The sequence below is a fragment of the Nonomuraea terrae genome (assembly GCF_044465245.1).
Classification (GTDB): Bacteria; Actinomycetota; Actinomycetes; order Streptosporangiales; family Streptosporangiaceae; genus Nonomuraea; species Nonomuraea terrae.
This window is the reverse complement of the sequence record NZ_JBITLL010000004.1, coordinates 516,215-540,245: the sequence shown is the minus strand read 5'-3', so window position 1 is coordinate 540,245 and position 24,031 is coordinate 516,215. Positions and strand designations below refer to the sequence as shown.

Here is a 24,031-nt window from a genome sequence, read left to right as displayed (position 1 = left end):
GTCATAAATACGTTAAAGTCGTCCGCATGGTGGGACGCGGAGACGACAAGCGCCTGGTGTTGAGCGCTGAAGAGCTGGCCACGCTGCGCGACTGGGCGGCCGGGCGGTCGGAAGGGCTGGCCCTGCGCAGCCGCATCGTGCTGGCATGCGCCGACGGGTCGCCGCGCAAGGAGATCGCGACACGGCTCGCGGTGAGCCCGGCGACCGTGGCGAAGTGGCGGGCCCGCTTCGTGGAGCGCGGCCTGGACGGCCTGGCCGACGCGCCGCGCCCCGGCCGCCCGCGCAGCCGCGAGCGCCAGGAGGCCGAGCGGGTGATCGCCGCCGCGGGCGGCGGCGGCGCCGTGCCGTCCACCCGGACGATGGCCAAGCAGCTCGGCCTGTCGCAGTCGACGGTGGCGCGCATCTGGCAGGAGCAGCAGCTCGCGCCGCCGGCCGACCGCGTGCTGCCCAGGGAGCTGCTGTCGGACCGGGTCTACGCGCTGCTGCGCGGCTGGATCGTCTCCGGCGAGCTCGTGGCCGGGCAGCGGCTGGTCGAGGCCGAGATCGCCAGGCGCGTCGGCACCAGCCAGGCCCCGGCGAGAGAGGCGATCAAGCGCTTGGCGCATGAGGGCCTGGTCATCTCCTATCCCAACCGGGGCAGCTATGTCGCGGAGATCTCCGACGAGCAGGCCAGGGAGGTCCGCGACATCAGGGTGCTGCTGGAGGAGTATGCCGCACGCGGCGCCGCGGTCCGCATCCTGCCCGACACGCTGCGGCAGCTCTCGGCCGACGTGCTGGCCATGCGCCGGGCCGCCCGCGACGGCGACATCGGCGCGTTCCGTGACGCCGATCTGGCCTTCCACCGGCGGGTCTGCGCGGCCTGCGGCAACTCCTTCCTGCTGCGGCTGTGGCGGACGATCGAGTCGAACCTGTGGAGCCTCCATGTGGTCGGCAACCCCCTCTACGACGGGGACTGGACGGCCATGGCCGGCCACCACGACGACCTGGTGGCCGTGCTGGCCGCGGGCGACCCCGACGAGGCCGCCCGGCTCTTCGCGGCCCACGCCCGCGGCGAGGCCTCCCGCACCCGCCCGCGCACGCGTCCCTCCACGTCCACGGAGCCGTGACGGTCAGGCGGTGATCTCGTAGGGGGCGCCCCGCCGGGTGGGGAAGGTGACGACGCCCGGCTCCGGGCGCTCCACGCGCACCGGCCGGCCGTCCTCCGTCACCGTGACAGGGGTCGCGGTGCGCAGGGTGAGCGGGCGGCCCAGGTCGGAGCGGACGCGCCCGCGGCGCAGCGCGCCACCGGCCCACTCCACGTCCACCTCGAAACCGCCGCGCGCCCGCAGGCCGCGGAACGACCCGGCCGGCCAGGCGGCGGGCAAGGCGGGCAGCAGGTGCACCTGGCCGCCGTGGCTCTGCAGCAGCATCTCGGTGATGCCGGAGACGCCGCCGAAGTTGCCGTCGATCTGGAACGGCGGGTGCAGGTCGAACAAGTTGGGCGCGGTCCGCGCGGGCACCAGCAGGTTCCCCAGCCGCTTGTACGCCTCGGCGGCGTCCAGCAGCCGCGCCCAGAAGTTGATCTTCCAGGCCAGCGACCACCCGGCCCCCGCCTCCCCGCGCAGCTCCAGCGTGCGCCGGGCGGCCCTGGCCAGGTCGGGAGACAGGCGCGGGTCGATCTGGTGCCCGGGGAACAGCCCCCACAGGTGGGAGATGTGGCGGCTGCGCGAGAGCGCGGCGTCGCCCCGGTAGTCCTCCTGCCATTCCTGAATCTGTCCCAGATGACCGATCTGGTGGGGCACGAGCCGTTCGCGGGCCTCCAGCGCCTGCGCCCGCATGCCTGCCTCGGCCTCGAGGACCTCCGACGCCTCGGCGAACGCGCCGAACAGGTCGCGCAGGATCTGCATGTCCATGGTCGGGCCGGCGCAGATGCTGACGTTCTCGCCGCCGTCCTCGTGGTGGCCGACCTCGGGGGAGTGCGAGGGGTTGGTCACCAGGTAGCCGGTCCTGGGGTCGGTCTGCAGGGTGTCGAGGAAGAACTCCACCGAGCCTCTGATCAGCGGGAAGTGCTCACGCAGCCGCCGCTCGTCACCCGTGTAGAGGTAGTGCTCCCACAGCGTCAGGCACAGCCACGCGCCGCCGGTGGGCCACACGCCGTAGAAGGCGAAGTCGACGGGCGCGGTCCCGCGCCAGCCGTCGGTGTTGTGGTGGGCCACCCAGCCCTTGGCGCCGTACATCGTCCTCGCCGTCCGGGCGCCGGTCTCCGCAAGGTCCTTGATGAGGTCGAACAGCGGATCCATGCACTCGATGAGGTTGGCGGGCCCGGCCGGCCAGTAGTTCATCTCGCAGTTGATGTTGATGGTGTACTTCGACTCCCAGGCCGGCGCGAGGGAGTCGTTCCAGATGCCCTGCAGGTTGGCGGCGTAGCCGGGCGAGCGGGAGCTGGAGAGCAGCAGGTAACGGCCGTACTGGAAGTAGAGCGCGGCGAGTTGCGGGTCGGTGTCGAGCTGACGGCGGGCGATGCGCTCGTCGGTCGGCAGCGCGACCGCCTCCGAGGTGCCGAGGTCGATCTCCACCCGCCCGAACAGCTGCCGGTGGTCCTCCACGTGCCGGCGCAGCAGCATCTCGTACGGCCGCTCCTTCGCCCGGACGAGATGCCGCCCTGCCACCTCGGCCGGGTCGCCGCCGACGTCCTTGAAGCTGCGGTAGCTCGACCCCATGGAGATCAGCAGCGTGACCTCGTCGGCGCCCTCGACGGCCAGCGTGCCGCCGTCCGTGGTGACCGTGCCGCCCTTCGCCTCGGCCCTGGCCAGGGCGCGGAAGCGGACCTCGCCCGGGCGGCCCTGGGACGCGCCGCTGACCCCGTCGAGCGCGATCGAGTCGCGGCCGGCCGCCGACGTGGCCGAGCTCTGCGGGCTGGAGAAGGCCGCACGGAACGTCACCGCGCCCGCTCTGTCGGCCGTGTGCCTGACGACGATGACCTGGTCGGGCCGGCTGGCGAAGACCTCGCGCGTGTGCCGTACGCCGTCGCGGACGAACGTCACGGTGGTGACCGCCCGCGTCAGGTCGAGCTCGCGCCGGTACTCACCGAACTCCTCGGCCCCCGGGTACGTCAGCGTGAGGTCGCCCAGCACCTGGTACGCCGCCTGCTCGCTGGGCCGGCCGAGGAACTTCTGGTCGGCCAGGTTCTGCGCGGCCTGCCACTTGTCCTCCCAGACCAGCTGCCTGATCTGCGGAAGTGCGGCCAGGGCCTCGGGGCTGTCATAGGCGTGCGGCCCGCCGGCCCAGATGCTGTCCTCGTTGAGCTGCAGCCGCTCGGTCGTCACGCCGCCGAAGACCATGGCGCCGAGCCGCCCGCAACCGACCGGCAATGCCTCCAGCCATTCGGTGGCCGGGCGGGTGTACCAGAGGGTGAGCGGGCCGGCCGGGTCGGCCGCCCGCGCGGGGCCGGCGGTGACGCCGCCCGCCAGCAGGGTCCCGGCCGCCGCGCCTAAGCCGGTCGTGATCACGCCTCGCCGTGTGTAGCCGTCGTTGGTCACCGTCACTCCTGTTCAGTGAGCCGAGGGGAGTCGGGAGGGCCGCGCCGTATCGGCGCGCTCGCCGGACGTCGGACCCGCGTACGCGGGGAGTCGAAGGCGAGGGGTTTCGTGGAGATTACTCGGACACGTCGGATGTATGTCTACGCGTAACAGTGAGATCTGTCCATACCTGGCGGCAATTCGGGCAAAACATAGGAGGTCTGTTAGGTTGCGTGCGGCCGTCGTCCCCCGGCCGTGGCATGATCCTGACCGAGCCGTACCGACCCGCACGGAGCTGGAACCCCATGAGCCGCATCGACGCCCACCACCACGTCTGGGACCTGTCCGCACGCCCGCACGCCTGGCTGGAGCCGGAGCAGATGGCGCCCGTGCGCCGCTCGTTCACCCTCGGCGATCTCGCCGGTCACGCTGGCGCGGCCGGGGTGACCGGCACGGTGCTCGTGCAGGTGCTGCCTGACCTCGACGAGACGCGCGAGTTCCTGGCCCTGGCCGCCGCGTCGGAGCTGGTCGCCGGGGTGGTCGGCTGGATCGACCTCACCGCGCCCGACGTCGCCGGCACGCTGGCCGCGCTGCCCGCCGGTCTCGTGGGCGTGCGCCACGGCGTGCAGTCCGAGCCCGACCCGGCCTGGCTCACCCGCCCCGACGTGCGCCGGGGCCTGGCCGCCGTGGCCGCCGCCGGGCTGGCCTACGACCTGCTCACGCTGCCGCACCAGCTTCCCGCCGCCATCGAGACCGTGGCCGCGCTGCCCCAGCTGACGTTCGTGCTCGACCACCTGTCCAAGCCGCCGATCGCCTCCGGCGAGCTGGAGCCGTGGCGTGCGCGCGTCCGCGAGCTGGCCGCCCACCCCAACGTCTTCTGCAAGCTGTCCGGCATGGTCACCGAGGCCGACTGGGCCTCCTGGCGGGTGGCAGACCTGAGGCCGTACGCCGAGGTGGTGCTGGAGGCGTTCGGGCCCGAGCGGGTGATGTTCGGCTCCGACTGGCCGGTCTGCCTGCTGGCCGCCGAGTACGAACAGGTCGCCGCGGCCGCCGACGAGCTGTGCGCCGGGCTGTCGGAGCACGAGCGTGCCCAGGTCTTCGCCGGCACGGCACGGCGGGCGTACCGGCTGGGCTGAGCCTCGGCCCGTCAACTCATGGGGCCTCCACCCGGAACGTCGTGTGGTACGTCCGCGACTCCTGCGGGCCGAGCCAGATCATGGCGCCGTCCCGGCGCGCGGCCGCGTCGCCGGCCACGTGGTGCGTGGACGGCTCCATCCCCACCGCGTAGTTGCCGGAGCGCAGGTTCAGCCACTCGAAGAAGTACGGGAACTCCGCGGCCCGCCACTCCACCGCCACCCGCATGCCCAGCCGGTCGTTGACCACGGCCACCCGGTGCAGCCCGTCGGCGCGCGGCACGAGTGCGTGCTCGTACACCTGCTCCACGAACCCCGGAGCCGGCCCCGGGAAGACGACGTGGTCGGCCTTCTGCTCGGCCACGCTGTCGCTCTGCCACAGCGTCTCGCGGATGTCGGCCTCGAACCTGGCGCCCTCGTCGAGCAGCGGCCAGCCCAGGTTGATGTGGTACAGGTACATGTGCGGCGCCGGCTCGAACCCGGCGTTGGTCACCGTGTCGACCAGCCGGATCTCGTCGCCGCCGAGATCGGCCTCGATCCGGCGCACCAGGCGCAGCTTCTCGGCGAAGACCGCCGCCTGGCGCACCTCGCCCTCCGCCCACAGCACGCAGCGTTCGCCGTCCCACCGCTCGCCGTAGCCGGTCAGCCGGGCGGGCAGGTTGCCGGCCCGGCCGTGCAGCCCGTGCCGTACGGACTGCCGTGGCGGATACCGGTAGGTGTCGGCGGGCACCTCGTCCCCGAACAACGTGTGGTCGAGCCCGGCGGTGACGATCAGCCCCGAGAACGAGCGCAGCCACGACAGCCCGTCCTCGTCGGCGTGCTCGTGCAGCCCCGGGTGCCGGAAGCCGGTGGGGGAGCGCCAGCCGAACGAGCGCCCGGCGTGCTCGGCGTGCCCGATGTCCATGCACCGGTCCACCAGCACGTCGAACGCCAGACCCGATCCGGTGCGGAACTCCAGCGCCCTGATGCCGCGCTCCACCCCGTCGCCCAGCGTCACCAGGCGCACCCCTCCGGCCGCGCCGAGGTCGCCCGTCAGCTCGGCCAGCCGCCTGCGGTCCGGCGTCATGCCATCACCCACCCTCCGTTGACTTCGATGGTCTGGCCCGTGACGAAGGAGGCGTCCGGCCCGGCCAGGAACGCCACCACGGCGGCCAGCTCCTCGGGCCTGCCGCGCCGCCGCAGCGCCTGCCGCTCCAGCACCATCGCGTTGTACGCCTCCGGGTCCTCGTGGATCTCCTCGGCGGCCGTCGGGAACGCGCCGGGGGAGACACAGTTGACCCGGATCCCGCCCGGGCCCAGCTCGCGGGCCAGCGCCCGGGTCAAAGAGGCCGCCGCGCCCTTCGTGGCCACGTACGCGGCCAGATCGGACCAGCCGCCGTGCATGGTGATCGAGGCGACGTTGACGATCGCGCCGCCGCCGTTCGCGTTCATCTGGCGGGCCGCGTGCTGGGCGCACAGCCAGTAGGCGCGCTGGTTGACCGCGTGCACGTCGTCGTACTCGGCCAGCGGCACCTCCAGGAACGGCCGGGCCGGGTAGACGGCGGCGTTGTTGACGAGGATCCCGACCGGCCCGAGCCGTGCGGCCGTCTCGGCGAACGCGGCCTCGATCGCCGCCGGGTCGCGCAGATCCGCTTTGAGTGTGAGGTCGCCGTCGAGCGAGCTCGCGTCGACGTCGAGTGCCGCCACCCGGTGGCCGTCGGCGGCCAGGCGGGCCGCGATCGCGCGGCCGAGCGCTCCGGCGGCGCCGGTGACGAGTGCCGTGGTCATGCGTTCCTCCATTCCTCGTGCAGCTCCTTGAGCACGTCGCGGGTCTTCACGCGGGCGAGCAGCCCGTCGCGGATCAGCGCGGACGACCTCTCCTGCAGGGCGATGTAGCCGGGGAAACGCGGCCTGACCCAGGCGGCCTCCACGGTGGCGCGGGTGTCGCGGTGGAAGCCGGCGCGCTCCCACGCGGCGCGGGCGGCGGGCTGCCCGCCGGTCGCCGGGAACAGCCGGGTCTGCACCGGCTTGGACACCAGGCGCAGCAGGTTGGCGCGGACGGCCTCGCGGATCCTCTCGGCGCGCCGGCGGGAGACCGCGAGTCCGGTGCCGCCGAGCACGCTGCCCGGCGCGCCGCCCGGCCAGGCGGGGGCGTCGGCCCAGGCCAGCGGGTAGGAGGCGTAGCCGTACAGCAGGGGGCACAGGTCGGGGCCGCCGGCCGTCATGGCCTCCAGCACGCCGATCGGGTTGCGCAGCGAGACCTCCGGATCGGACAGCGCCAGCAGCTCGGCCATCGTCTCCAGCGCACGTTCCCCGGTCTCCTCGCCGAGGAAGTCGCCCTCGCACAGCGCGCAGAACATCAGGAACGCGTGCGGCCCGCCCAGGCACAACGCCGTCCGCGTGCCCCGCGCCAGCTCCACGACCTGGGGCCACGTCGCCGGGACGGTCACGCCGGGGCGGGCGGCGGCCACCTGGGCGGCGGCGTCCAGCGGCAGCGCCCACTGGCGGCCGTCGAGGTGGTAGCTGTCGTAGCCGCGGCCCACCGTGCCGGCCCGCACGGCCGCCAGCTCGTCCGTCGTGAACAGCTCCTCCATCGGCATCAGCGCGTCCAGCGCCGCCCCGAGACCGGGATGATCGACCACCAGCACGTCGTACGTCTCGCACAGCCGCGCGATCGGCTCCGACTCGAAGCCCTCCAGCGGCTGCCGGTCCCACCTGATCGGCTCCGGCACGTCGCCGTACGGGTTGCGCCCGGCCAGGTCGAGCCGCGTCAGCTCGTCCAGCGGGGCGTACCCGCGCGGGTGGTCCCAGGTCAGTCCGAGCATGCCAGCAGGCCCTTCGCCAGCAGCTCCGCCGTGCGCTCCGCCGGGTAGCCGAGCTCCTCCAGCAGCTCCCTGGTGTGCTCGCCCGCGAGCGGGGCGCCCCTGCGCACCTGCGGCGGGGTCGCGCTGAGTCCGTACGGGAAGCCCGGTGTGGTGACGGTGCCCTCGGTGGGGTGCTCGTAGGTGACGAACGAGCCGTTGTGCCTGACCTGCGGGTCGTTCACCAGCTCCGCGTAGCCGTACACCGGCCCGGCCCACAGGTCGTGGCGGGCGCAGATCTCCAGCCACTCGGCGGTCGTGCGCTCCGGCAGGCGGCGGGCCACCATCGCGGTGATCTCGTCCCGCCTGGTGTGGCCGTCGGCGTCGCCGTCCATGGCGGCCAGCTCCGGCAGGCCGAGGGCGACCGCCAGCGCGTCGAGCCGCGGCATGGCGAGCGCGAGGTAGCCGTCCTCGGTGGCGAACACGCCGTACGGGGCCCGGATGTAGGTGTGGCCGTGCGGCTCGCGCCCGCGCCGCTGCGGCACCTTGCCGACCGTGAAGACCGACAGCTCCTGCATCTGCACGGCGACGGCCGCGTCCAGCATGTTCACGCTCACCCGCTGGCCCTCGCCGGTCCGCTCGCGGTGCAGCAGCGCGGCCAGCGCGCCCTCGAACGCGCTGTAGGCGGTGATGGCGTCGATCGCGTACGTGCCGGCGGGCGCGGGCGGGTCGCCGTCCCGGCCGGTGCTCAGCATGGCGCCGCTCATGGCCTGGAGCAGCAGGTCCTGGCCGGGCCTGGACACGTACGGGCCGCTCTCGCCGTAGCCGGACATGGAGACGTACACGACGGAGGGGTTGAGCCCGCTGATCGTGGCGTGGTCCATGCCGAGCCGCTCGGCCACGCCGGGCCGGTAATTCTGCAGGAACACGTCGGCGGTCGCGGCGAGCCGGTGCACGATCTCGCGGCCCTCCTGCGACTTGAGGTCCACGGCGAGGCTGCGCTTGTTGCGGTTGAGCGACAGGAACGAGGCGTTCACCCGGTTGCCGGTCGCGCCGCCCGCCGGGGCGTGCCGCTGCCACTCGCCGGTCACCGGCTCCACCTTGACCACGTCCGCGCCGAGGTCGCCCAGTCGCATGGCGGCCAGCGGGCCCGCCATCGCGATCGACAGGTCGACCACGCGGTAGCCGTCGAGGACGCCCATCAGCGCCCCTCGAAGACGGGCTCGCGCCGGGCGGCGAAGGCGGCGCGGCCCTCGGCCGCGTCGGCGGTGGCGAAGCAGACGGTCTGCAGGTCCCGTTCGTAGCGGATGGCCTGGTCGAGGGGCATCGAGTAGGCCGCCCTGAGGTTGGCCTTGGCGGTCTGCGCGGCGATCGGCGGCCGTGCGGCGATGGTCTCGGCCAGCCTCCGTGCCGCCGGTATCAGCTCCTCCCGCGGATGCACGTCGGTCACCAGGCCCCAGGCTGCGGCCCTGGCGGCGTCGATCGGGTCGCCGGTGAGCAACATCTTGGCCGCGTTGCCCGGCCCGACGGCATGGGCGAGCAACACCGACTGGCCGCTGCCGCCGATCCAGCCGAGCTTGATCTCCGGCGCGGCAAACGTGGCGGTCTCGGCCGCCATCCTGATGTCGCAGGCCAGGGCCAGCTCCAGGCCGCCGCCGTAGGCGTAGCCGTTGACGGCCGCGACGATCGGCTTGCGCAGCGCGCGGACGGCGTCGCCGTAGTCGGCCCGGTTGCGGAACTCCCACGGGGTGGCGTACGCGTCGAGCTCGCCGATGTCGCTGCCGACGCAGAACGAGCGCTCTCCGGCGCCGGTGAGCACGGCCACCCGGATGCCCGGGTCGGCGTCCACCCGGTCCAGGCAGGCGCGCAGCGCGGCGGCCATGTCAGGGGTGATGGCGTTGAGCTTGGCGGGTCTGTTGAGGGTGACGACGGCCACGGGGCCGTCGACGTCGAGCAGGACGTCCACGGATCGGCTCTTTTCTGGCAGCTCTTCTAGCAGCAGAGACGTGCGTGCTGATCGGCGCTCCGTGCCGCGTCGGCGCGGGCGACCTCGACCACGCCCCGCATGGCCTCCTCGGCCTTGCGGTGGTGGCGGCGCCGGATCGCCTGGGCGACGCGCTCGTGGCCGGGCAGCGTTTCCTTGTTGTGCTCGACCGAGCGGGTGTGCACCTGGCGCACCGACCGCAGGGCGATGCTGATCATGTCGTAGATGTAGAGCAGCAGGTCGTTGTCCGCCGCGGCGAACACGGCCTTGTGGAAGGCCAGGTCCGCCTCGATGAACGGCTCGGGGTCGTCGGCTGTGGCGTACAGCGCGGCCAGGGCCTCGTCGATGCGGCGCACGGCGGCCGCGTCCGCGCGTTCGGCCGCCACTCTGGCCGCGCCCGGCTCCAGAGCGACGCGCAGGTCGGCCAGCACCCGGATGTCCTCCGGCCGCGGCTGCGGCTCGAAGCGCCAGCTCAGCACGTCGGCGTCGAGGAGGTTCCAGGACGCGCGGGGGCGCACGATCGTGCCCGCGCTCCTCCTGGTCTCCAGCAGGCCCTTGCCGGCCAGCACCTTCACGCCCTCGCGCACGGCCGAGCGGCCCACACCGAGCTCGGAGACCAGCTCCTCCTCGATGGGGATGGACGTGCCGGGGGCCAGCGAGCCGCCGACGATGCGGGCGCCGAGGGCCTGCACGACCTGGACGTTCCGGGCCGAGTCCCTCTGGGGATCAGTTGCCACGGTTCCGCACGGTATCCCGGCCGCGCCGGTTTTCCTAGCCTTTCATCGGATGAAGTTACTTTTTCATCAGATGAAGGTCTTAACACGGCGCACCGTCGGTAGTACCGTCCGGACAAGTCCCTCACCGGCCTGAACCAGGAGCGGCCTTGACGAAGACCCTCGGACTGATCCACACGTCGGCGACCTTGGTGGAGGTGTTCGCCGCGTTGTGCGCGAAGCACCTGCCGGGCGTCGAGACGTTCAACATCGTCGACGACAGTCTGATCAAGAACACCATCGCCGCCGGCCGTCTCACACCCCTGACCGCGCGCCGGGTGGCCGATCACATCGGCTCGGCGGAGGCCGCCGGAGCCGACCACGTACTGGTCACCTGCTCCTCGATCGGCCCGGCCGTCGAGGCGGCCGAGCCGCTGACCGGCGTCCCGGTGACGCGCGTGGACCGGCCGATGGCCGACCGGGCCGTCTGCCTGGGACGCCGGATCGGCGTGCTCGCCACCGTGTCCACCACCCTCGACCCCACCGCCGACCTGGTACGGCGGCGCGCCGCGGTGGCGGACCGGCCGATCGAGCTCACCACGCGGCTGTGCGAGGGCGCGTTCGAGGCGCTGATGGGCGGCGACGCCGCCGCTCACGACGCCGCCGTGGCGGGAGCGCTGCGCGAGCTCGCCGCGCAGGTGGACGTGGTCGTGCTGGCCCAGGCCTCGATGGCGCGGGTGGCGGGCGCGGTCGAGACGCCTGTGCCCGTCCTGGCCAGCCCGCGGCCGGCCATGGAGCACCTGGCGACCCGACTGGCGCACTCGTGACCCGAGCGCGCTGCAGAGGGACCACCATGACCGGTCGCCGAGGGCGTTCGGCAGGATGGCGGGGTGGACTTGCAGTCTGTCGCGCGGGATGGCGGCGCGTTCCAGCAGCCGGTGACCTCCGGCCACATCCGGCGGATCTGCCGGCGCGTCTTCGGCCGGGACGCGGTCTCGGCGGTCGAGCTCGGCTGGGGGAGGTACAACACCACCTACCGGGTCGCCGTCGCCGGGCTGGAGCGGCCGGTCGTGCTCCGGTTCGCGCCCGAGCCGGCCCGCCAGTTCGCCTCCGAGCGGGAGCTGATGCGCAACGAGTACGCCACCGTGCCGTACCTGTCGGTGATCGCCCCGCTGATGCCGCGGGTCATCGCGGCCGACTGGTCCCACGAGCTGATCGGCCGCGACTACCTGGTGCAGACGTTCCTCGACGGTGTCCCGGCCCCGGAGCGCCTGCCCGGCTACCCACGGGCGTCCTGGACGTCCTTCTACCGGCGCCTCGGCGAGATCACCCGCACCGTCCACGACGTGCGCGGCCCGGCGTTCGGCCCGGTCGCGAATGCGGCGTACGCCACCTGGAGCCAGGCGGTCACCGCGTCGCTGTCGGAGATCTCCGCCGACCTGGAAGGCGCCGGCCTCGACGCCGCCGACGTGCGCCGGGCGGCGGCTCTGGCGGCCGACCGGCACGAGCTCCTGGACGAGATCATCGAGCCTCGCCTGCTCACCGGCGACCTGTGGACGGTCAACACCATGCTCGCCCCCGACGCCCCTGAGCCCACGATCACCGGGGTGTTCGACCTCGACCGCACCTGGTGGGGTGACCCGGCCGCTGACTGGACCATCCGCCTGGCCTCGGCCAAGCAGGACGAGCGCGTCGCTTTCTGGGAGGCGTACGGCCCGGCGGACCGTGCTGCCGCGGCGCTCTGGCGCTCCCTGGTGTACGAGATCCGCCATCTCGGCGCCGTCCGCCTGGAGCGCCACCGTCACGGCGACGCGGCCGGCGTCCGGACGTCCTACGCCGAGGTGGCCGCCGTGCTCGCGGAGCTGACGTGACACGGCGTCACGCCCTATGACGTGGATCACTTTCTCCACGCGTCAATATATGTCCGGATTCTGTGACGTACAGGGCGGTCGAGGGCGCTCTGAATGATCACTACGGAGCGTGTTCTCCCTGGCCAGGGGGTTGTGATCGAGTATCGGACAGGTCGGGATGATCGTTTGTGAGTGACCTGACCGTTATGTGGTGCCGTTTCTGACTGTTATATATTTGCTTATATTCTTTCGCCCTGATCGCCACCTACTCGTCAGTTGAATTTCAAACTACGAGGCGGGTTTACGTCGCGGCGCCGCCTCCCCAGGCGGACGCTCGCGCCCCGGTCAGCGCGAACGGAGAGTAATGGGCAAGTACCTGCTCCGCAGGTTGGCAATAAACGTGATCCTGGTCGCCCTAGCGGCCAGCCTCGCGTACATGCTCGCGGCCACCACCATGAACCCGCGGGCCACGTACCAGGGACGCCAGCCTCCCATTCCCGAGGCGGTCATCGACCAGACCCTCGACGCCTACAACCTCAACGACAAGACCCCGGTCCTGCAGCGGTACGCGACCTGGGCCTCCGGCGTCATCGTGGGCGACTTCGGGAAGACCTGGAACGGTGGATCCGTCAACGCCGAGATGGGCCGGCGGATCTTCGTCAGCCTCCGGCTGCTGCTCATCGGCACCGTCCTCGGCTTCGCCGTGGGGGTGGCGCTGGGGGCGGTCTCGGCGGTCAGGCAGTACAAGCTCAGTGACCGGTTAATAGGCGTCAGCTCGTTCGTGATCATGGCGATCCCGGTGTTCGTGCTGGCCACTCTCCTCGCGATCGCCACGTACAACCTCAACCGGGGCCTCGGGTTCACGCTGATCGAGTACACCGGCGAGTACAACCCCAGGCTGTCGGGCTTCGATCAGTTCCTCAACCGGCTGAACCACCTGATCCTGCCGACCATCTCCCTCAGTCTGGGCTCGATCGCCTTCTACAGCCGCATCCAGCGCAACATGATGCTCGACGTGCTCGGCCAGGACTTCGTCCGCACGGCGATGGCCAAGGGCCTGCGCCGCAGGACCGCGCTCACCAAGCACGCGCTGCGCACGGCGCTGATCCCGTCCGCCACGTACTTCGCCTTCGCGTTCGGAACGATGTTCACCGGAGCCATCTTCACCGAGAAGATCTTCGCCTGGCACGGCATGGGTGCCTGGCTGATCGACGCCATCAACGCCAACGACGTCAACTCCGTCGCCGCGGTGACGTTCTTCACCGCCATCTGCGTCCTGTTCGCCGCCTTCCTGTCGGACCTGCTGGTGGCGGCCCTCGACCCCCGGGTGCGGGTGAGCTGAGATGCGTTCGAAGGTCGTCCTCAGGCGCCTGTTCAAGAACAGGCAGGCCCGCTACGGGTTCGCCGCGCTGATCCTCCTCGTGGCGCTGGCCTACGTCGGCCCGCTCTTCGGCAACTACGACTGGACGGAGAAGGACTTCCTGTCCTTCCTGTCGCCCCCCGGTCCCGACCACTGGTGGGGCACCACGTCGATCGGCCAGGACATGTACGCGATCACCCTGCGCGGCATGCAGAAGTCGATCGTCATCGGCCTCCTGGTCGCCGTCATCTCGACCGCGCTGGCCGCGATCGTGGGCGCGTTCGCCGGATATTTCGGCGGATGGGTGGACCGGTTGCTCATGTCGGGCGTGGAGCTGCTCCTCGTCCTGCCGAGCTTCCTCATCATCGCCATCGTCTCGCCGCGGCTGAAGTCCGACGCCTCCTGGCTGTGGTTCGTGGTGCTGCTGGCCGCGTTCTCCTGGATGGTCACCTCCAGGGTGGTGCGCAGCATGACGATCTCGCTGCGCGAACGCGAGTACGTCCAGGCCGCCGTCTACATGGGCATCCCGCGCTGGAAGATCATCTTCCGGCACATCGTGCCCAACATGTCCTCCCTGCTGATCATCGACGCGACGCTGAACGTCTCCGCGGCGATCATCGGTGAGGCGGCGCTGTCCTTCTTCGGCTTCGGCATCCAGCCGCCGGACGTCTCGCTCGGCACGCTCATCGCGAGCGGTTCCGACAACGCCACCGGCTATCCGTGGCTGTTCGCCTTCCCCGCGGGCCTCCTGGTGCTCCTCGTGCTCAGCGTGAACCTCATCGGCGACGGCCTGCGTGACGCACTCGACCCCGGGAGCAACTCGTGAGCATCTTGGAGGTCAAGGACCTCACCGTCACCTTCCCCGGCGGCATCCAGGCCGTGCGCGGGGTGTCGTACGAGGTCGAGCGCGGCGAGGTGCTCGGCATCGTCGGCGAGTCGGGCTCGGGCAAGTCGGTCACCTCGCTGGCGATCATGGGCCTGCTGCACCGGAACGCCGTCGTCACCGGCTCGGCGAAGCTGCACGGCCGCGAACTGATCGGCATGAAGGAAGACGAGCTGATCAAGGTCCGCGGCAAGGCGATCAGCATGATCTTCCAGGACCCGCTGTCGGCGTTCACGCCCGTCTACACCATCGGCGACCAGATCGCCGAGGCCGTGCGCGTCCACCAGAAGATGAACAAGGACAAGGCCGCCAAGCGGGCCGTGGAGCTGCTCGACCTGGTCGGCATCCCGCACCCGAACGTGCGCGCCAAGGCCTTCCCGCACGAGTTCTCCGGCGGCATGCGGCAGCGCGCGATGATCGCCATGGCCATCGCCAACGACCCCGACCTGCTGATCTGCGACGAGCCCACCACCGCGCTCGACGTCACCATCCAGGCGCAGGTCCTGGAGGTGCTCAAGACCGCGCAGCAGGAGACCGGCGCCGGCATCGTGATGATCACCCACGACCTCGGCGTCATCGCCGGCATGGCCGACCGGGTGCTCGTCATGTACGCGGGCCGGCCGGTCGAGCAGGGGTCGGTGGACGACATCTACTACCGGCCACGCATGCCGTACACGATGGGGTTGCTCGCCTCGATCCCCAGGATCGACGGCGAGGAGGGGGCGCTGGTGCCGATCGAGGGCAACCCGCCCTCACCGGCGTCGCTGCCGCCCGGCTGCCCGTTCGCGCCGCGCTGTCCCATGAAGGTGGACATGTGCGACGAGGAAGAGCCGCCGCTGGTGCCGTTCGGCGGCGGGCGGCACGTCGCCTGCATCCGCGCGCAGGAGATCGAGCACAAGGGCCTGACGGGCGCCGACGTGTTCCCCGTGCCGGTGATCCCGCCGAGCGACGTGGTACGGGTGCCGCGCGCCGAGCGCGCCACCGTGCTGGAGCTGAACGACATGATCCGGCACTACCCGCTGATGAAGGGCGCCGTCTTCAAGCGCCGCGTCGGCACGGTGCACGCGGTCGACGGCATCAGCTTCGACATCGCCGAGGGCGAGACGCTGGCCCTGGTCGGCGAGTCCGGCTGCGGCAAGACGACCACGCTGCAGCAGATCATGCAGCTCGTGCCGCCGCAGGGCGGCCGGGTCGTCGTGCTCGGCAAGGACAGCGCCGAGATGGACTCCGCGACGCGCCGGGCGCTGCGCCGGGACGTGCAGATCGTCTTCCAGGACCCGATGGCCGCGCTCGACCCGCGCATGCCGGTCGGCGACATCATCGCCGAGCCGCTGCGCGCCCACGGCAGGAAGGACGTGCAGGCCCGGGTCGCCGAGCTGCTGGACCTGGTCGGGCTCGCCCCCGAGCATGCCGAGCGCTACCCGCAGCAGTTCTCCGGCGGCCAGCGGCAGCGCATCGGCATCGCCCGCGCGCTCGCGCTGGAGCCGAAGCTGGTCGTCCTGGACGAGCCGGTCTCGGCGCTCGACGTCTCCATCCAGGCCGGTGTGATCAACCTGCTGGAGGAGCTGAAGAACACTCTGGGGCTGTCGTATCTGTTCGTCGCGCACGACCTGGCCGTGGTCCGGCACCTGGCCGACAGGGTCGCCGTGATGTACCTCGGCAAGATCGCCGAGATCGGCACGGTCGAGAACGTCTACGACCACCCCGCCCACCCCTACACGCAGGCGCTGTTGTCGGCGATCCCGCTGCCGGACCCGGAGCTGGAGCGCAGCCGCAAGCGGATCCTGCTCGAAGGGGACCTGCCCAGCCCGGCAGACCCGCCATCGGGTTGCCGGTTCCGTACCCGCTGCCCCAAGTTCGCCCGCCTCACCGAGGCCGAACGGCGGCGGTGTGTGGACGAAGAGCCCTCGGTTGCTCGGCTGGCGAACACCGTGGACCACGGTGCCGCCTGCCATTACGCGGAGGAGATCGAGGTCATCACGGCCTCGGACGATCAGGAGGAAAAGTGAAGGTTCGTTACCGGGCGGCCGCGGGCATCGCGGTCCTGTCCCTGGCCGTCGCAGCGTGCGGCGGAGGTGGCGGCGAAACAAACCAGCCGAACGCCGAGCAGTCGCAGCAGGCCCAGCAGGCGATGACGCAGACCCCTGCCATCAGCATCAACCCCATTCCTTACGAGCAGGTCAAGGAAGGCGGCACCCTGACGCTGGCGATCGGCCAGTGGCCGTCGCAGTGGAACCCCGCGCACGTCGACGGCAACCAGGCCGACACGGCCGACATGCTGGACCCGATCCTGCCCCAGCTGCTGATGGCGGACGAGAACGCCACGTTCACCCCGAACCCCGACTACGTCACCGACGTCAAGAACGAGACGGTGGACGGCAAGCAGGTCGTCACCTACACGCTCAACGACAAGGCCCAGTGGTCGGACGGCACGCCGATCACCTGGAAGGACCTCGAAGGGGCGTGGAAGGCCGCCAACGGCTCGAACGACAAGTACAAGCCGGCCTCCACGGACGGCTGGAAGCAGATCGAGTCGGTCGAGCAGGGCGACTCCGAGAAGGTCGCCGTCGTCACCTTCTCCAAGCCGTACCTGGAGTGGGAGGGCCTGTTCAACCGCGGCACCTTCCACCTCGTCCCGGCCAAGCACCTTGAAACGCCGGAGAAGTTCGACAACGACTACCTGCAGAAGATCCCGGTCACCGCGGGACCCTTCAAGGTCGAGAAGATCGACGAGGGCACCAAGACGCTCAGCCTCGTGCGTGACGACAACTGGTGGGGCAGGAAGCCCAAGCTCGACAAGATCATCTTCCGGGGCATCGAGTCGCCCGAGGCGCAGGTGAACGCCTTCGCCAACGGCGAGATCGACGGGGTCGAGATCCCCTCCGGCGCGCCGGCCGAGCTCAAGCGGGCCAAGGAGGTGCCGAACGTCGACATCCGCAAGGCGCTCAGCCCCGACTGGCGGCACTTCACGGTCAACAACCAGAGCGAGATCCTGAAGGACAAGAACGTCCGGCACGCCGTCGCGTACGCGATCAACCGGGACGCGGTCACGCAGTCCGACCTGAAGGACATGGACTGGCCGATCCAGACGCTCGGCAACCACGTCTTCATGAACAACCACAAGGGCTACGTCGACAACTCCGGCGACCTCGGCAAGTACAACCCGGAGAAGGCCAAGCAGCTCCTCGACCAGGCGGGCTGGAAGCTGGACGGCCAGGTCCGCAAGAAGGACGGCAAGGAGCTCAGCCTGAGGTTCGTCATCCCGACGGGCACGCCGGTGTCGCAGTCGGAGGGTGAGCTGGCCCAGGCGATGCTGCAGGAAGTCGGGATCAAGGTCAACATCCAGGCGGTCCCGCTCGACAAGTTCTTCAACGACTACATCATCAAGGGCGACTTCGACCTCACGCCGTTCTCGTGGATCGGCACGCCGCTGCCGATCGGCTCGCTCGCGCAGATCTACAAGACCGGCTCCGACAGCAACTTCCCGAAGGGCAGCGACCCGGCGGTCGACGCCGCGATCGACGCGGCCGTGGCCGAGACCGACCCGGCCAAGGCCATCGAGCTCGCCAACGCCGCCGACAAGCTGATCTGGGACCAGGTGCACACCATCCCGCTGTACCAGCGGCCCAACATCCAGGCGACGAAGAAGACGCTCGCCAACTGGGGCGCGCGCGGCTACAAGTACCTCGACTACACGGAGGTCGGCTTCACCGGCTGATCCCCCTGAGGTGACGAACCCCCGGCCGTTCCCCGGCCGGGGGTTCTCTCATGCCCGGGCGAACGCCCTCAGCGTCAGCGGCGCTCGGCCGCCGTGACGTTCGATGCTCCGCGTGACCCGGTAGAGCGGGTGGTCGCCGGAGCCGATGAAGCGGAACAGCGCCCACAGGTGGGTCAGGTGCTCGACCGTGTACGGGTCGCCGTACACGTCCGTCGCCCACCTCTCCCACTCCGTCGGCGGCACGTCCTCGTACGCGACCCCGAGCGCCTGCGCCGCCTCGCCGGCCGTCGCCATCTGCCCGGTCACGAGACACACCGGGTCGGCGGGCACGGGGTCGAGCAGCAGCCCCGCCGCCACCCGGGCCACGTCCTCGCCCGCGACCAGCGGGATCCAGGTGTCCGCCGGGCCCAGCGGCAGGGCCAGCCGGCCGGCCGCGGCGGCCACGACGGCCAGGTTCTCGAAGAACACCGCCGCCCGCAGGTGCACCGCGCCCACCCCGGCCCGGTCGAAGACCTGTTCGGCCACCCAGTGCCGGCGCATGCGCGGCGTGCCCGCCACGGGGGAGGCGTCGAGCTGCGACACCTCGACGACGCGCGTCACCCCCTCCTCCCTGGCCGCCGCCGCGAACACGGCCGTGGCGTCCAGCAGGCCCGCCGTCACCGGGTAGGTGAAGAACGCCCGCCGCACGCCGCGCATCGCCGGGCGCACGTCGGAGATCTCGCGCAGGTCGCCGACGGCCACCTCGGCGCCGAGCTTGCGCAGCTCCTCCGCGCGGTGGTCGTCGGTGCGGACGAACGCCCGCACCCGTTCGCCGCGCGCCAGCAGCAGTCCGGCGACGTGCCGGCCGGTCGATCCCTGCGGCCCGCCGGCCGCTCCCGTGACGAGGATCATGGCTTCTCCGGGAGGGTGAGGGTGAACAGGCCGAGCCGTTCCAGGTCGCGCAGGAACGCTTCGGCGGGGACCGCCTCGGCCGGCCCGTACACGCCTGGGCCGGGCCCGCCGCCGTCGGCCAGGCGGACGGCGGCCTCGACGGAGGTCACGGCGCTCATGCGCCACAGGTCGCGCCCGCTCGCCCGCCCCGCGCGGCTGCCGCCGTCCCCGGCGATCACCTGGGCGGCGACCGTGAACTCCGAGCCCGCCCGGGTGGCCGCGGCCACGTGCTCGCTGGTGAACGCCTGCTCCTCCTCGAACGTGTGCGCCGTCAGCTGCGCCTCCACCCGCCGCGCCGGCACGTGCCGCGGCACGGTGACGACCTCGGAGAACGGCACCGGGGCGATCACCGTGCGCGGGCCGAGCGGCGGCGGGAACGGGAAGACGGCGTTGCGCGGCTCGACGTAGCCGACGTGCCGGGCGCCGTCGGTGTACGTGATGCGCCGCGTGTCGGCGAACAGCAGCTCGGCCGTCTTCTTGGCCCCGGTGGTGAGCCGCCAGCCGCTGACGGCGTACGCGGTGATCACCCGTTCGACGTCCGTCATGCCGGTGGCCACGGCACCCGCGAGCAGGTCGCCGAGGCCGCCGTAGAAGCTCATCGCGGTGACCATGGTGATCCCGGCGCGGCGCGCCGGCTCGTCCATCGCGTCGAACATCCAGGCCGTGTGGTGCTGCTCCAGCGCGTGGTCGACGTAGTGGCAGCCGCCCTCGGCCGCCGCCCTGGCGACCGCCTGGCCCGTGTGTGTGAACGGGCCGGCGCAGTGGATCAGCACGGACGCCCGTCCGGTCAGCTCGCGCAGCGCGTCGTGATCGTCGAGCGCCGCCTGGTGGACCGGGGCGCCGCCCAGCTCGTCGGCCAGCGCCTTGAGCGCGCCGGCGTCCCGGCCGGCCAGGATCACGTCCCGGCCGCGGGCGCGTAAGTCCGCCGCGACCAGGCGTCCGGTGTGGCCCGTGGCGCCGTAGACGGCGACGGGGGATGAGTCTTGGTGCGGGGTCTGCGGTGGGGACATCGCCCACCTCCCTGATTCATACTGTCGGTACGTAACTACGCTCGAAGTTACGTACCGCGAGTATGCAAGTCAATGGGGAGCACGATGATCCGCCGTACCCAGGCCGAGCGCTCTGACGACACGACGGCGCGGCTGGTGCGCGCCGCGCGTGACCTGTTCGGCGCCGACGGCTACGCGGCCACCTCGATCGACGCCGTCGCCGCCGCGGCCGGGATGACCAAGGGCGCCGCGTACCACCACTTCGCGGGCAAGGCGGAGCTGTTCCGCGCGGCCTTCACCGCCGAGCTGGCCGACGTGGCCACCCGGCTGGAGCTGGCCGCCGCCGAGGAGCGCGACCCGTGGGCGGCACTCAGCCGCGGCACCCGCGCGTTCCTGGAACACTGCCTCGACCGCCGCTTCCGCCGCATCGTCCTCCTGGACGCCCCCTCGATCCTGGGCTGGGAGACCGTCCGGGAGATCGAACACTCCCACACCCTCCGCGTCCTGCTCACCGCCCTCCGCCAGGCCACCACCCCACCCACCGAAGCAGCCTCGTCCGGCCACCCACCCACCGACGGGAGACCGAACGGACAGCCGCTCACCGAGGCGAAGCCGGACGGACGCACGCTCCGGCCGACCACCGGGCAGAAGCCGGGCGGACTGCCGCTCACCGAGCAGAAGCCGGGCGGACAGGTGCCCACCGAGCAGAAGCCCGGCGGACGGTTGCCTGCCCAGGGGGAGCCGGACGCGCGGCCGCCCGTCGAGGGGGATGTGGACGAGCGGCTGCCCGCCCGCGCGCAGCTGCTGTTCGGGGCGTTGTGCGAGGCCGGCATGCTGCTGGCCCGCTCCGCCGACCCCGCAGCCGACCTACCCCGCCTCGCCGCCGAAGCAGACCGCTTCCTCACCGCCCTGAAACCCTGACCCCACCTCTCCACGATCGAGATGGCACCCCGAGGGAGCGTCACTCCTGAAACCGGTACGGAGTCCGCTCCTGACCGCCCTTCACACAGGGACCCTGCGTCGCGCAGTCCGTTCGTGATCGCCCTGCACACACGGACCTCAGCCCGGGGAGCGCGTTACGCACTCCGTTCCTGGATCGCCTCCAGGAGGCTCCAGCCCGGGGAAGTGTCCCTGAGACCCGTTGCGCGGTCCGTTCCTGAGGTGCCTTCCACGCAGGGCGCCTCAACCCGAGGGCGGTCGACAAACGGACCCGCCACCTCCTTCCCCAGAAGGACACCAGCCAGGACGGACGGGCAGTTCCGGTGAGACGGGCGTGGTGAGCGCCTGATGGCCCGGACCGCAAGGGCAGTAACCGCCCACGCCGGAGATCGACGATACGAGCCTCGGCGGGCATCGAAACTGTCGGTGCCCGCGTGCACACTCGCAGCATGCAGAACGAGCCCCTCGAACTCGGCGAGATCTCCTTCCCCACATGGAGCGCCCACACCGACAAGATGGCGCAGGTGGGGTTCCTGACCATCGCCAGAAGGCTCCCCTCCCTCGTCTCCCAGGCGCTGCGCATGGCCTGGGAGGCCAGCCCGCGCGACACGCTGGCCACGGTCGTGCTCAACCTGCTCGGCGGCGTGTTCACCGCCTTCGGCCTGCTGGCCACCACCGGTGTCCTGACCGCGCTGTTCTCCGAGGGCCCCACCCCCGACCGGGTGGTCGCCGCCCTGCCCAGTCTCGCGCTGGTCGGCGTGGCGGCGGTGCTGCGCACCGTCATGCAGGCGGGCGCCGGCTGGGCGCAGTCCCGCCTCACCCCGCAGATCACCCGGCTCGCCGAGGAGCGCCTCTACGGTCTGACCAGCCAGGTCGAGCTGGTCGCCTACGACGATCCCGACTTCCACGACTCGTTGGAACGCGCCAACAGCCGAGGGGTGTTCACCGCCGAATACGTGGTGTCGGCGGCCGTCGACGTCGTCACCGCCGTCGTCGGCATCACGGCCGTGGCCGGCGTGCTGGGCGTCCTGCACCCGGTGCTGCTCCCGCTCCTGCTGCTGGCCGTGCTGCCCGACGCCTGGGCCGCGGTGCGCACCGCCCGCATGCGCTACTCCACGATGTACTCCCTGATCCCCGCCCGCCGCCGCAAGTGGATCATCGCCGACCTGCTGGCGGAGCGCCGCTCGGCGGCCGAGGTGCGCTCGTTCACGATGCGCGGCTTCCTGCTGCGCATGTACGACGCGGTGGCCAGGGCCGAGCAGGACGTCATGCTCACGCTGGCCCGCAGGCAGACCACCGCCAGGCTGGTGGGCGAGGCGCTCGGCGGCATCGGCGCCGCCCTGGTCTACGTCGCCCTCGGCGTCCTGCTCGCCACCGCCGCGATCCCGCTGGCCGTGGCCGGCACCGCGGTGCTCGCCATCCGTTCCGGCCAGTCCTCCCTGGCCACCCTCATGTTCGCCACCAACCGCCTCTACGAGCAGGGCCTCTACTTCACCGACTTCCTGGAGTTCTGCGCCCAGGCCGAGCAGCGCCTGACCGGCCCCCGCCCTCTCACCGTCCCCGAGGGCTTCTCCAGCATCACGGCGCGCGACGTGACGTTCACCTACCCGGGCGCCGAGACGCCCGCCCTGCGCGGCGTCTCGGTCGAGATCAAACAGGGCGAGGTCATCGCGCTGGTCGGCGAGAACGGCTCCGGCAAGACGACCCTCGCCAAGATCCTCGCGGGCCTCTACGAGCCCGACTCCGGCACCGTCCACTGGGACGACACCGCCCTGCGCGACGTCAGCCCCGACGAGCTGCGTTCGCGTACCGCCGTCATCGCGCAGGACCACACCCGCTGGCCCCTGACCGCCCGCTACAACATCACGATGGGCACCGACAAGGGCGAGCCCGCCCTCCACGCGGCCGCCGCCGTGGCCGGGGCCGACGAGGTGGTCGAGGAGCTCCCTCACGGCTACCGCACGCTGCTCGACCGCCGCTTCAAGGACGGCCACGAGCTGTCCGGCGGCCAGTGGCAGCGCATCGCCGTCGCGCGCGGCTTCCACCGCGACGCCGTCCTGCTCATCTGCGACGAGCCCACGGCCGCCCTCGACGCCCGCGCCGAACACGCCCTGTTCGAACGCATTCGCGCCCATTCCGACGGCCGCACCGTCCTGCTCATCACCCATCGCCTGGCCAGCGTCCGCTACGCCGACCGCATCTACGTCCTCGACCACGGCACGATCACCGAGCAGGGCGACCACAGCACCCTCATGGCACTGGCCGGCCTCTACGCCGACCTCTACACCCTGCAGGCCAGCGCCTACCGCTGACGACCTCGCGCGGTAGGGTCCGCGACTCCGTGAGCACGTGCGGCACTGTCCGGGCGAAACCGCGTGATCATGAGCTTTTGCCAACGCTCTGTGATGCCGGACTTACCTTTGATCGCAGTCTGTTCGGCGGTCATCCACGGGGGCCGGCCCGTGGGACGCAGCAGCGGCATGAGGCAGTCCAGCCGCCGAAACGGCGTCTGGGTTCGCTGCCATCAAGCCGCCTCGTCCGTGGAATCGGGGGCGCGAGCCAACCGCACGCTGCCGGACCGGGTCTTCTCGTCAGGGAAGACCCACTTCCGGAGCGCCCAGAAGCGGAAGACCATGGCGATCAGCGTGCCGATGACCTGCGCGCTCATGAAGTCGGCGATCTCCTGGGTCACCAGGCTCACATCCGGGGTCTCCAGGCGAAACACGTACCGGGAGATCCACAGCGGCGCGGAGCTGAGCACGAGACCGACGCCACTGACCAGGAAGAACAACGCCGCCTCGTGGCGGCGCTCGTGGCCGCCCCTGGTCCGGAACGACCATTCGCGGTTCAACACGTAGGACACGATCGTCGCCACGAGCACCGCGATGATCTTCGCGGTCACCGGCTTCGGTTCCAGAATGGTCAGCTTCAGCCCATAGAACACCAGGTTGTCCACTAAGAACGCTGTGCCACCCACCACGACGAACTTCAGCAGTTCACGGTGCTTCAGCACACGTGCGTGCAGCGGTTCCGGCAACCTCGCGAGTACTGCGTTTGCTATTCGGAGCACCCCCGATCTTCTCACCAGCCGAACACCCTGGTGACAAGACTTGCGGACACGGCTTGCCCGGCTCCGCCATCATCGACCGCGCCCAACGCTTGGCGCCTGCCGAGGCCGGGCAGGCTTTCCTTTGGCGCAGCGCGACACCTTCTGAGGCTCCTGGAAGCACACACCGAGTGACCAGAGCCGAACCA

Annotated in this window: 20 protein-coding genes; 10 read left to right on the top strand and 10 right to left on the bottom strand. The window is 71.4% G+C overall.

Annotated features, from left to right (window positions below):
• Positions 1-26 precede the first annotated feature (26 nt).
• Positions 27-1,106, top strand: coding sequence for an FCD domain-containing protein (locus ACIBP6_RS20785; RefSeq protein ID WP_397054386.1), 1,080 nt, complete (start codon positions 27-29; stop codon positions 1,104-1,106).
• A 3-nt stretch (positions 1,107-1,109) separates the two neighbouring features.
• Here the strand turns inward: ACIBP6_RS20785 and ACIBP6_RS20780 are convergent, their stop codons facing one another.
• Positions 1,110-3,518, bottom strand: coding sequence for a glycoside hydrolase family 95 protein (locus ACIBP6_RS20780; RefSeq protein WP_397054384.1), 2,409 nt, complete (start codon positions 3,516-3,518; stop codon positions 1,110-1,112).
• Positions 3,519-3,802: 284 nt separating this feature from the next.
• On the opposite strand from ACIBP6_RS20780, the gene ACIBP6_RS20775 reads away from it, so the two are divergent.
• On the top strand, positions 3,803-4,633 hold the full coding sequence (locus tag ACIBP6_RS20775; protein WP_397054382.1) for an amidohydrolase family protein: 831 nt from the start codon (positions 3,803-3,805) through the stop codon (positions 4,631-4,633).
• 16 nt (positions 4,634-4,649) lie between these two features.
• On the opposite strand, the gene ACIBP6_RS20770 is transcribed toward ACIBP6_RS20775, so the two are convergent.
• Genes ACIBP6_RS20770 through ACIBP6_RS20745 form a run of 6 tightly spaced genes read right to left on the bottom strand, consistent with a single transcriptional unit; the run spans position 4,650 to position 10,131 of the window.
• Positions 4,650-5,696 carry an aldose 1-epimerase family protein gene (locus ACIBP6_RS20770; protein WP_397054380.1) on the bottom strand — a complete coding sequence of 349 codons (1,047 nt, stop codon included), beginning with the start codon at positions 5,694-5,696 and terminating at the stop codon, positions 4,650-4,652.
• A complete protein-coding gene (locus tag ACIBP6_RS20765; RefSeq protein ID WP_397054378.1) occupies positions 5,693-6,397 on the bottom strand; it encodes an SDR family NAD(P)-dependent oxidoreductase in 705 nt (234 codons plus the stop codon). Before ACIBP6_RS20765 ends, ACIBP6_RS20770 begins: the two co-directional genes overlap by 4 nt.
• Complete coding sequence (locus ACIBP6_RS20760) at positions 6,394-7,434, bottom strand: hypothetical protein (protein ID WP_397054376.1); 1,041 nt, start codon at positions 7,432-7,434, stop codon at positions 6,394-6,396. Before ACIBP6_RS20760 ends, ACIBP6_RS20765 begins: the two co-directional genes overlap by 4 nt.
• Positions 7,422-8,612, bottom strand: coding sequence for a CaiB/BaiF CoA transferase family protein (locus tag ACIBP6_RS20755; RefSeq protein ID WP_397054374.1), 1,191 nt, complete (start codon positions 8,610-8,612; stop codon positions 7,422-7,424). Before ACIBP6_RS20755 ends, ACIBP6_RS20760 begins: the two co-directional genes overlap by 13 nt.
• On the bottom strand, positions 8,612-9,376 hold the full coding sequence (locus ACIBP6_RS20750) for an enoyl-CoA hydratase/isomerase family protein (RefSeq protein ID WP_397054372.1): 765 nt from the start codon (positions 9,374-9,376) through the stop codon (positions 8,612-8,614). Before ACIBP6_RS20750 ends, ACIBP6_RS20755 begins: the two co-directional genes overlap by 1 nt.
• A 26-nt stretch (positions 9,377-9,402) precedes the next feature.
• The gene (locus tag ACIBP6_RS20745; protein ID WP_397054370.1) at positions 9,403-10,131 is read right to left on the bottom strand and encodes a FadR/GntR family transcriptional regulator; all 729 of its coding nucleotides are present in this window, start codon (positions 10,129-10,131) and stop codon (positions 9,403-9,405) included.
• A gap of 146 nt (positions 10,132-10,277) precedes the next feature.
• Here ACIBP6_RS20745 and ACIBP6_RS20740 point away from each other — a divergent pair, with 146 nt between their 5' ends.
• From ACIBP6_RS20740 to ACIBP6_RS20715, 6 genes are all read left to right on the top strand, one after another.
• Positions 10,278-10,934 carry an aspartate/glutamate racemase family protein gene (locus ACIBP6_RS20740; protein ID WP_397054368.1) on the top strand — a complete coding sequence of 219 codons (657 nt, stop codon included), beginning with the start codon at positions 10,278-10,280 and terminating at the stop codon, positions 10,932-10,934.
• A 63-nt stretch (positions 10,935-10,997) separates the two neighbouring features.
• On the top strand, positions 10,998-11,978 hold the full coding sequence (locus tag ACIBP6_RS20735) for a phosphotransferase family protein (RefSeq protein ID WP_397054366.1): 981 nt from the start codon (positions 10,998-11,000) through the stop codon (positions 11,976-11,978).
• A 343-nt stretch (positions 11,979-12,321) separates the two neighbouring features.
• Positions 12,322-13,299 carry an ABC transporter permease gene (locus ACIBP6_RS20730; protein ID WP_397054364.1) on the top strand — a complete coding sequence of 326 codons (978 nt, stop codon included), beginning with the start codon at positions 12,322-12,324 and terminating at the stop codon, positions 13,297-13,299.
• 1 nt (position 13,300) lies between these two features.
• Positions 13,301-14,143: an ABC transporter permease gene (locus tag ACIBP6_RS20725; protein WP_397054362.1), complete on the top strand. Its 843-nt coding sequence runs from the start codon at positions 13,301-13,303 to the stop codon at positions 14,141-14,143.
• Positions 14,140-16,209, top strand: a complete 2,070-nt coding sequence (locus ACIBP6_RS20720) for a dipeptide ABC transporter ATP-binding protein (protein ID WP_397054360.1) — start codon at positions 14,140-14,142, stop codon at positions 16,207-16,209. Before ACIBP6_RS20725 ends, ACIBP6_RS20720 begins: the two co-directional genes overlap by 4 nt.
• A complete protein-coding gene (locus ACIBP6_RS20715; protein ID WP_397054358.1) occupies positions 16,206-17,918 on the top strand; it encodes an ABC transporter family substrate-binding protein in 1,713 nt (570 codons plus the stop codon). The genes ACIBP6_RS20720 and ACIBP6_RS20715 overlap by 4 nt, the downstream gene beginning before the upstream one ends.
• A gap of 48 nt (positions 17,919-17,966) precedes the next feature.
• On the opposite strand, the gene ACIBP6_RS20710 is transcribed toward ACIBP6_RS20715, so the two are convergent.
• Together ACIBP6_RS20710 and ACIBP6_RS20705 are read right to left on the bottom strand one after the other, a co-directional pair.
• Positions 17,967-18,809: an NAD(P)H-binding protein gene (locus ACIBP6_RS20710; RefSeq protein WP_397054356.1), complete on the bottom strand. Its 843-nt coding sequence runs from the start codon at positions 18,807-18,809 to the stop codon at positions 17,967-17,969.
• Positions 18,806-19,858, bottom strand: coding sequence for a saccharopine dehydrogenase NADP-binding domain-containing protein (locus ACIBP6_RS20705; RefSeq protein ID WP_397054354.1), 1,053 nt, complete (start codon positions 19,856-19,858; stop codon positions 18,806-18,808). The genes ACIBP6_RS20710 and ACIBP6_RS20705 overlap by 4 nt, the downstream gene beginning before the upstream one ends.
• A gap of 84 nt (positions 19,859-19,942) precedes the next feature.
• Between ACIBP6_RS20705 and ACIBP6_RS20700 the strand changes: the two genes are divergently transcribed.
• Positions 19,943-20,758 (top strand): TetR/AcrR family transcriptional regulator, encoded by an 816-nt coding sequence (locus ACIBP6_RS20700; protein ID WP_397054352.1) that lies wholly within the window; start codon positions 19,943-19,945, stop codon positions 20,756-20,758.
• 467 nt (positions 20,759-21,225) lie between these two features.
• Positions 21,226-23,088 carry an ABC transporter ATP-binding protein gene (locus ACIBP6_RS20695; protein ID WP_397054350.1) on the top strand — a complete coding sequence of 621 codons (1,863 nt, stop codon included), beginning with the start codon at positions 21,226-21,228 and terminating at the stop codon, positions 23,086-23,088.
• Between the two features lie 212 nt (positions 23,089-23,300).
• Here the strand turns inward: ACIBP6_RS20695 and ACIBP6_RS20690 are convergent, their stop codons facing one another.
• Positions 23,301-23,813: a GtrA family protein gene (locus ACIBP6_RS20690; RefSeq protein ID WP_397054348.1), complete on the bottom strand. Its 513-nt coding sequence runs from the start codon at positions 23,811-23,813 to the stop codon at positions 23,301-23,303.
• Between the last annotated feature and the right edge of the window lie 218 nt (positions 23,814-24,031).